Here is a 6,723-nt window from a genome sequence, read left to right as displayed (position 1 = left end):
GGCCCGCGTCATCGATACAGCAATGGCCATCAATATTTCGACCGATCAGCGTCTGCTGCTGGTCGAGCCGCAGGAGTTTGTAATCGACGGCCAGGATGTGCGCGAACCCATTGGCATGAGCGGCATTCGTCTTGAAGCGAAGGTGCATATCGTGACTGGCGCGCAAAGCGCCGCTGAAAACATCATCAAATGCGTCCGGCGCTGCGGGCTCGAAGTGGACCAGCTGATGCTCAACCCTTTGGCTTCCAGCCTGTCGGTGCTGACGCAGGATGAGCAGGAACTCGGCGTGGCGCTGGTGGATATCGGTGCGGGCACTACGGACGTAGCGATCTTCACGGGCGGTGCCATCCGGCACACCGCCGTGATTCCGATTGCAGGCGACCTGATCACGAGCGACATCGCCATGGCTTTGCGCACGCCCACCAAGGACGCCGAAGACATCAAGGTGGAAAGTGGCTATGCCAAGCAGCTGCTGGCTGATCCCGACACGCAGGTGGAGGTGCCTGGACTGGGTGATCGCGGGCCTCGCATGCTGAGCAAACAGGCGCTGGCGGGGGTGATCGAGCCTCGCGTTGAAGAGATTTTCCTGCTGGTTCAGCAGGTGATTCGCGAGTCAGGTTATGAAGAGGTGCTGTCGTCGGGCATCGTGATCACCGGTGGCAGCGCGGTGATGCCCGGCATGGTTGAACTTGGCGAGGACATCTTTCTCAAGCCGGTACGGCGCGGCGTACCGCGTTATTCCGGCGTGCTCTCCGATATGGTGGCCCAGGCAAGGGCTGCCACGGTGATGGGGCTGCTCGAGGAGGCCCGGCTGGCGCGCATGCGGGGCTACAAGGTGGCGCAGAAGGCGGGCAGTGTGCACAACGCCTTTGGCCGTGTCAAAGACTGGTTCGTGGGGAATTTTTGATGATCAAATATTTCAACCTCATGGGTTCGAGTTGTAGTGGCGGCCCTGCGCGCCGCACCCATTGTGGAGGGGCAGATCCACCCGCATGACCGATCACCTTAAGCAAAAAAACTTAGAAATTTTGACCAACCCGGTTTATTGACAGGAGGCTTCCAATGAGCATCGAAATGATTGAAATCCAGGAATTCAACCAAGGCACACAGATCAAGGTGATCGGTGTCGGTGGTGGTGGTGGAAACGCGGTGGGCCACATGATTCAATGCGGCGTTCAGGGCGTTGAATTCATCTGCGCCAACACGGACGCGCAAGCCCTCAACCGAGGTAGCGCGCACAAAACCATCCAGTTGGGCATCAGTGGCCTGGGCGCAGGCAGCAAGCCCGAAAAGGGACGCGATGCGGCCGAGCTGGCCGTCGAAGACATTCGCAGTGCCATCGACGGTGCGCACATGTTGTTCATCACCGCGGGCATGGGTGGCGGAACGGGTACCGGCGCTGCGCCCGTCATCGCGCGCGTAGCCAAGGAAATGGGCATTTTGACGGTCGGTGTGGTTACCAAACCGTTCGATTTTGAAGGCGGGCGCCGCATGACCAATGCCGATCTGGGTCTGGCCGAGCTGGAAGCCAACGTGGACTCGCTGATTGTCATCCTCAACGAAAAGCTGCTGGAGGTGTTGGGTGATGACGTGACGCAGGACGAAGCTTTCGCGCATGCCAACGACGTGCTGAAAAATGCCGTGGGCGGTATTGCGGAGATCATCAATGTTCCGGGTAAAGTGAACGTCGACTTTGAAGATGTGCGAACGGTGATGGGTGAACCCGGCAAGGCCATGATGGGCACCGCGAAGGCCAACGGTCCCGACCGCGCGCGCATTGCCGCCGAACAGGCGGTTGCCTGTCCCCTGCTTGAGGGCATTGATTTGTCGGGTGCCAAAGGCGTTTTGGTATTGATCACTGCCGCCAAGGGTTCGCTAAAACTGAATGAATCCAAGCTGGCGATGAACACCATCCGCGCTTACGCATCGCCAGATGCGCATGTGATCTATGGCACGGCTTACGACGACGAGTTGGGCGATGACATCCGCGTTACAGTGATCGCCACCGGCTTGAGCCGCCAAGGCGTGCGTCGCCATGCGCCGCCGCTGCAGGTATTGCGTACCGGCACAGACAACGTTCCTTTCAACGTGCCTACGCTGGGAGGTGTGTCCGGCGCCGGTGTCACACTCCACACGGGCATGGGCTCGGCGCAACCCGATTACGGCAACATGACTGTTCCCAGTGTGTGGCGCACTAACCGTACCCAGGCAGCAGCCAAAGTCGATGCGCTGGCATCGGGTGGCATGGATGATTTCGAGATTCCTGCGTTCCTGCGCCGCCAGGCTGACTAATTGTTCATTTGATCGCTGGCCGACAGGCACAGCTCCCTCGGGAGCTGTGCCTGTTTTGGGGATACGCATGCGGCCCGCGCCCGCATCATGGGACAGGTGGCGCCAGTGAGCGCTACCCGAGTTGGCTCCGGGCGCCAAGTCCCTATGGCGCGCCGCTTCAGAGGCTCCAATTAAAATAACACCATGTTGGCTCAAAGAACTCTCAAATCCCTGACCAAAGCTGTGGGCGTAGGCCTGCATAGCGGGCAGCGCGTGGAGCTGACGCTGCGGCCGGCTGCGCCCGACACTGGCATTGTGTTCCGGCGCGTCGATTTGCCGCAGCCGGTGGACATTGTCGTTTCCGCTGAGGCCGTGACTGACACCCGGCTGGCCTCCACCATTTCCAACGGCAATGTCAGGGTTCTCACCGTTGAGCACCTGATGTCGGCCTGTGCCGGGCTCGGGCTTGACAACCTGACGATCGACATCACGGCCGAAGAGGTGCCCATCCTCGACGGTTCGGCTTCTTCCTTTGTTTTTCTGCTGCAGTCCGCCGGCATTGAACTGCAGGCGGCACCCAAGCGTTTTATGCGTGTGATCAAGCCGGTTGAGGTCCGAGAGGGTGAGGGTGCCAACGTCAAATGGGCGCGTCTAAGCCCTTATGAGGGCTACAAGCTGAGTTTTGAAATCGACTTTGACCACCCGGCGGTGGACTCTACCGGCCAGCGCGTGGAATTCGACATGGGTTCGGGGGGCTACAGCCGGGACATCGCCCGGGCCCGCACCTTCGGTTTTACCAAGGATGTGGAAATGATGCGCGCGAACGGGCTGGCATTAGGCGGTGGACTGGATAACGCCATCGTCATGGACGACTACAAAGTCCTCAACAGCGAAGGCCTGCGCTACAACGACGAATTTGTGAAGCATAAAATTCTTGATGCCATGGGTGACCTGTATCTTCTTGGCAAACCCCTGCTGGCGGCGTATAGCGCCTTTCGTTCCGGCCATGCGATGAACAACAAACTGCTGCGCGAACTGCTCGCACACAAAGACGCCTACGAGGTCGTCACATTTGAGGATGAAAAAAAAGCACCTCATGGCTTTGCCACGCTGGCTCGCGCCTGGTAGGGATGCGCAACAGCCGTCGTCGTTTTTGTTGTCAGCCACCAAGGATTCAATACCATGCTGCTTTTTCGCTGGCTTATCCTGCTGTTTTTGCTGGCTGCTGTCGTGTCCTTCATGTTTTATGCGGGCACGGGGCAAGTCAGATTCAAGCGATTTGGTCTCATTGTGCTCAAGTGGACGCTGATTGCCGCTTTCGGCTTTTTTGCTGTTCTCATTCTGGAACGCGTCGCCTGAGCCCGGATGCCCTGGCGGCACCGAGCCTGCCGGTGTGAGTTGAAATCAGCGCCAAGGCCCAGGCCGCCCCTTAATTCAAATCATCCGGCAACAAGCGGGTCAGTACAGGCACTTGGCGCGCGGTCGCGTTACCGGCTTCGCCCGTCCTTGTATTTCCCGTCAATCTGCGCTTTCAGTCCACTGGCCGCAGCCAGCCTGGCCATGGCAGCGCCCGCATGGGCATGGGTAATAGCCAGCCCCAGGGCGTCGGCGGCATCCTTGCCAGGCAGAGAAGGCAGTTTCAAAAGGCGCATGACCATTTGCTGCACCTCCGCCTTGCCGGCTTTGCCATAACCCGCCACCGCTTTTTTCATTTGCAGGGCGGTGTATTCAGCCACTGCCAGCTCACTGGACACCAATGCCGTGACGCAGGCGCCACGCGCCTGGCCCAGCAGCAAAGTTGCCTGCGGGTTGACGTTGACAAACACGATTTCCACTGAGGAAACGTCGGGCTGGTAGCGTTGCACGACTTCGCGAACGCCGTCAAACAGCACCTTAAGACGGCCCGGCAAATCGCTGCGCACCAGGTGCGTGGTCTTGATGGTGCCGCTGGCCACATAACTCAGGTGGGGGCCGTCGATATCGACCACGCCGAAACCGGCAATCTGCAAGCCAGGGTCAATTCCTAAAATGCGCATTTGCTATACTTTTTGTAGCTAAAAATAGCCGTAAATACTGGACTAGAGGCCGAAATACCATCTAACCGAATGGAAAAACACGGGCGCGGCAAAACACAGGGCATCGACACGGTCGAGCAAGCCGCTGGCGCCCGTCACTGATCTTCCCTGCGCGCCCCAGTTGGTAATGCCCCGATCGCGCTTAAGTGCCTTCATGACCAGGTGACCCAATGAGCCCGAGACGCAGGCGATCAGTGCCATCGCCACCGCCTGGCCGGGCATGAAGGGGGTCAGGCCTGCCAGCAAGCCGCCAATCAGGCTTGCCACAATAACGGCTATCAGCCAGCTGGTCCAGTTGAAACTCTGGCTGACATTGGGCGCACTGGGCAAGCGCCGCAGTTTGCGACCGACCAGATGCTGAACAATCATGCAGCTCTGAACGACAAACACCAGAAAGAAAACCAGAAAAGCATCTTTACCCCGATACGCCGGAAATTTCAGCAGCAGCAGGGCAGGGACGTGGCTCATGCCATAGACGCAGACCATGATGCCCCATTGCAGCTTGGCGGTCCGCTCCAGAAAGCGTTGCGGGTCGTTTGCCAGGGCGCTGACCACGGGAATGGCCAGAAATACATAGACCGGAATGAACACCGTCACCAGGTCGAAATGCCGCGTGATGACCAATGCAAACTGCACCGGCAGCACTACGAAGAATGCCAGCACCAGGCTTCGATGATCGCCCTGGCGGGTGGGTGAGAGGGTGATGAATTCACGCAGTGCAAAAAATGCGACCAGTCCGAAAAGGACGGTGGCGATGGTTTCACCCAATGCCCAGCCAATCCAGAAGACGGTCACCATGCCCCATGAAGTTTTAAGCAGGCCCTTCAATTCCCTCGCTCGCTCGGTGCGTGAGTCGTCTTCGTTTCTGTCCCGCAAGGACATCACGAATGCGCTCAGGCTGACCAGGGCGAGCAAGCCGAAAACAAGGATAAACAGCAGGCCTACTTGCTCGGGCGGCGAAAGGCTGCGCAAAAAGATGTTCATCAGGATTCCCGCAGGTCCAAAACAGCCTGCCGGGCGCGCGCCAGAAAACGGCCTCTCTCCTCGTCGTGACCCAGCGAAAGGGGTACGCCAAACGTGACCGAGCAGAGAATGGGCACGGGGACAACTTCGCCCTTGGGCATGACGCGCTGCACGTTGTTGATCCATGCCGGCACCAGCACAACATCGGGAAATTTGAGCGCGAGGTTGTAGAGCCCTGACTTGAAGCTTTGCGGCTCTTCCTGGTTGCCTCGCGTGCCTTCGGGAAAAAGGATGACCGAGTCGCCCTGCGTCAGCGCGCGGATCAGCGGCTCCAGCGGATCTTGGTCGCTGGTCTTGATACGGTCCACATAAATGGCGTTGAACACTGCCGTGGTGATCCATTTTTTGAATGCTGTCTTAGTCCAGTAATCCCGGGCGGCGATGGGGCGGGTAATGCTGCGCAGCTCAGCTGGAAGGGCTGCCCACATGAGCATCAGGTCGGCGTGGCTTTGATGGTTGGCGAAATAAATCCGCTGTTCGGCCTTGGGCGGGCATCCCTGCCAGCGTGCTTGCGCGCCGGTCAGCAGCCGAATCAGGCCGAGCAGGAACAGGCTCATCAGCTTGGCAAGCCATGGAGAGAAGGTGTTGATCATGCTTGTCAGGGCAGTTCTACCGCGCTCATGCGCGCCGCGATGGTGCCGGCCCGGGAGGCCAGGTAACCCGAATTGAGCCGGGTTTCAAAATACTTGGGCCTGGGCAGCATCACGGCCAGCCGGGCTGATTCGGCGGCGCTCAGTCGGGCGGCAGGTTTACGGTAGTAATGCTGGGCGGCAGCTTCCGCGCCAAATACCCCTTCGCCCCATTCCACGCTGTTAAGGTAGAGCGACAGAATGCGCTGCTTGTCGAGCAGGGCTTCGAGCAGCAGCGTGAGCACCAACTCCTGGCCCTTGCGCAAAAGGGTACGTTCGCCCGAAAGGAAAAGGTTTTTGGCGAGTTGCTGCGTAATGGTCGAGCCACCTATGACCTTGGGCACTCTGGCCGAGAGTGCTTTCGGCTGCGTGGCGGCGAGCCGATTGCCCGCCTGGGCAGCGCGCTGCTCGGCTTTGGCATTTTTCTCCCAGGCCTTCTCCAGTGCTTCGATATCCACCCCGTCATGCAGACTAAAACTGGCATCTTCCGAGGCGATGACGGCCCGCTTGAGATTGTCTGACACCTCAGCGTAGGAAACCCACTGCTGGCGCCATTTCAGCGCACCGGTGTTTTTGGCGATCAGGTAGGCCTCAGAGCGCTGAAAGGCGCTCGACTCCGGATTGAGCACCGCCATCAAGGCAATGCGGCTGACAAAATAAATTTGCAGCGCCAGTCCGGCAAGCAGCAGCAGAACCAGCAGTCGTGACAAAGCCTTCATCGCTGA

8 protein-coding genes are annotated in these 6,723 nt (G+C 59.0%); 4 read left to right on the top strand and 4 right to left on the bottom strand.

All coding sequences use genetic code 11. From position 1 onward, the window contains the following. From ftsA to HHJ19_RS03725, 4 genes are all read left to right on the top strand, one after another. A partial coding sequence (gene ftsA, locus HHJ19_RS03740) for a cell division protein FtsA (protein ID WP_296904172.1) occupies nucleotides 1-907 on the top strand: 907 nt, incomplete at its 5' end. Between the two features lie 155 nt (nucleotides 908-1,062). Further along, a complete protein-coding gene (gene ftsZ, locus HHJ19_RS03735) occupies nucleotides 1,063-2,292 on the top strand; it encodes a cell division protein FtsZ (protein ID WP_296904169.1) in 1,230 nt (409 codons plus the stop codon). Nucleotides 2,293-2,475: 183 nt separating this feature from the next. Next, on the top strand, nucleotides 2,476-3,399 hold the full coding sequence (lpxC, locus tag HHJ19_RS03730) for a UDP-3-O-acyl-N-acetylglucosamine deacetylase (protein ID WP_296904167.1): 924 nt from the start codon (nucleotides 2,476-2,478) through the stop codon (nucleotides 3,397-3,399). Between the two features lie 54 nt (nucleotides 3,400-3,453). Then, a complete protein-coding gene (locus HHJ19_RS03725; RefSeq protein ID WP_296904165.1) occupies nucleotides 3,454-3,630 on the top strand; it encodes a hypothetical protein in 177 nt (58 codons plus the stop codon). 128 nt (nucleotides 3,631-3,758) lie between these two features. On the opposite strand, the gene ruvC is transcribed toward HHJ19_RS03725, so the two are convergent. The 4 genes from ruvC to HHJ19_RS03705 are packed head-to-tail and all read right to left on the bottom strand — an operon-like array spanning nucleotide 3,759 to nucleotide 6,717. Continuing rightward, nucleotides 3,759-4,307, bottom strand: coding sequence for a crossover junction endodeoxyribonuclease RuvC (gene ruvC, locus HHJ19_RS03720; RefSeq protein ID WP_296904163.1), 549 nt, complete (start codon nucleotides 4,305-4,307; stop codon nucleotides 3,759-3,761). A 42-nt stretch (nucleotides 4,308-4,349) separates the two neighbouring features. After that, nucleotides 4,350-5,330: a phosphatidate cytidylyltransferase gene (locus tag HHJ19_RS03715; RefSeq protein WP_296904161.1), complete on the bottom strand. Its 981-nt coding sequence runs from the start codon at nucleotides 5,328-5,330 to the stop codon at nucleotides 4,350-4,352. Beyond that, entirely contained in the window at nucleotides 5,330-5,962 is a 633-nt protein-coding gene (locus tag HHJ19_RS03710) for a lysophospholipid acyltransferase family protein (protein ID WP_296904159.1), read from the bottom strand. The genes HHJ19_RS03715 and HHJ19_RS03710 overlap by 1 nt, the downstream gene beginning before the upstream one ends. 5 nt (nucleotides 5,963-5,967) lie before the next feature. Continuing rightward, the gene (locus HHJ19_RS03705) at nucleotides 5,968-6,717 is read right to left on the bottom strand and encodes a transglycosylase domain-containing protein (RefSeq protein ID WP_296904157.1); all 750 of its coding nucleotides are present in this window, start codon (nucleotides 6,715-6,717) and stop codon (nucleotides 5,968-5,970) included. Between the last annotated feature and the right edge of the window lie 6 nt (nucleotides 6,718-6,723).

The sequence above is a fragment of the Polaromonas sp. genome, from assembly GCF_012927415.1.
Classification (GTDB): domain Bacteria; phylum Pseudomonadota; class Gammaproteobacteria; order Burkholderiales; family Burkholderiaceae_C; genus Polaromonas.
This window is presented reverse-complemented; position numbering and strand designations above follow the sequence as displayed.

Coding starts and splice junctions, on each gene's coding strand:
- ftsZ (WP_296904169.1), top strand. CDS start 1,063: ATGAGCATCGAAATGATTGAAATCCAGGAATTCAACCAAGGCACACAG.
- lpxC (WP_296904167.1), top strand. CDS start 2,476: ATGTTGGCTCAAAGAACTCTCAAATCCCTGACCAAAGCTGTGGGCGTA.
- HHJ19_RS03725 (WP_296904165.1), top strand. CDS start 3,454: ATGCTGCTTTTTCGCTGGCTTATCCTGCTGTTTTTGCTGGCTGCTGTC.
- ruvC (WP_296904163.1), bottom strand. CDS start 4,307: ATGCGCATTTTAGGAATTGACCCTGGCTTGCAGATTGCCGGTTTCGGC.
- HHJ19_RS03715 (WP_296904161.1), bottom strand. CDS start 5,330: ATGAACATCTTTTTGCGCAGCCTTTCGCCGCCCGAGCAAGTAGGCCTG.
- HHJ19_RS03710 (WP_296904159.1), bottom strand. CDS start 5,962: ATGATCAACACCTTCTCTCCATGGCTTGCCAAGCTGATGAGCCTGTTC.
- HHJ19_RS03705 (WP_296904157.1), bottom strand. CDS start 6,717: ATGAAGGCTTTGTCACGACTGCTGGTTCTGCTGCTGCTTGCCGGACTG.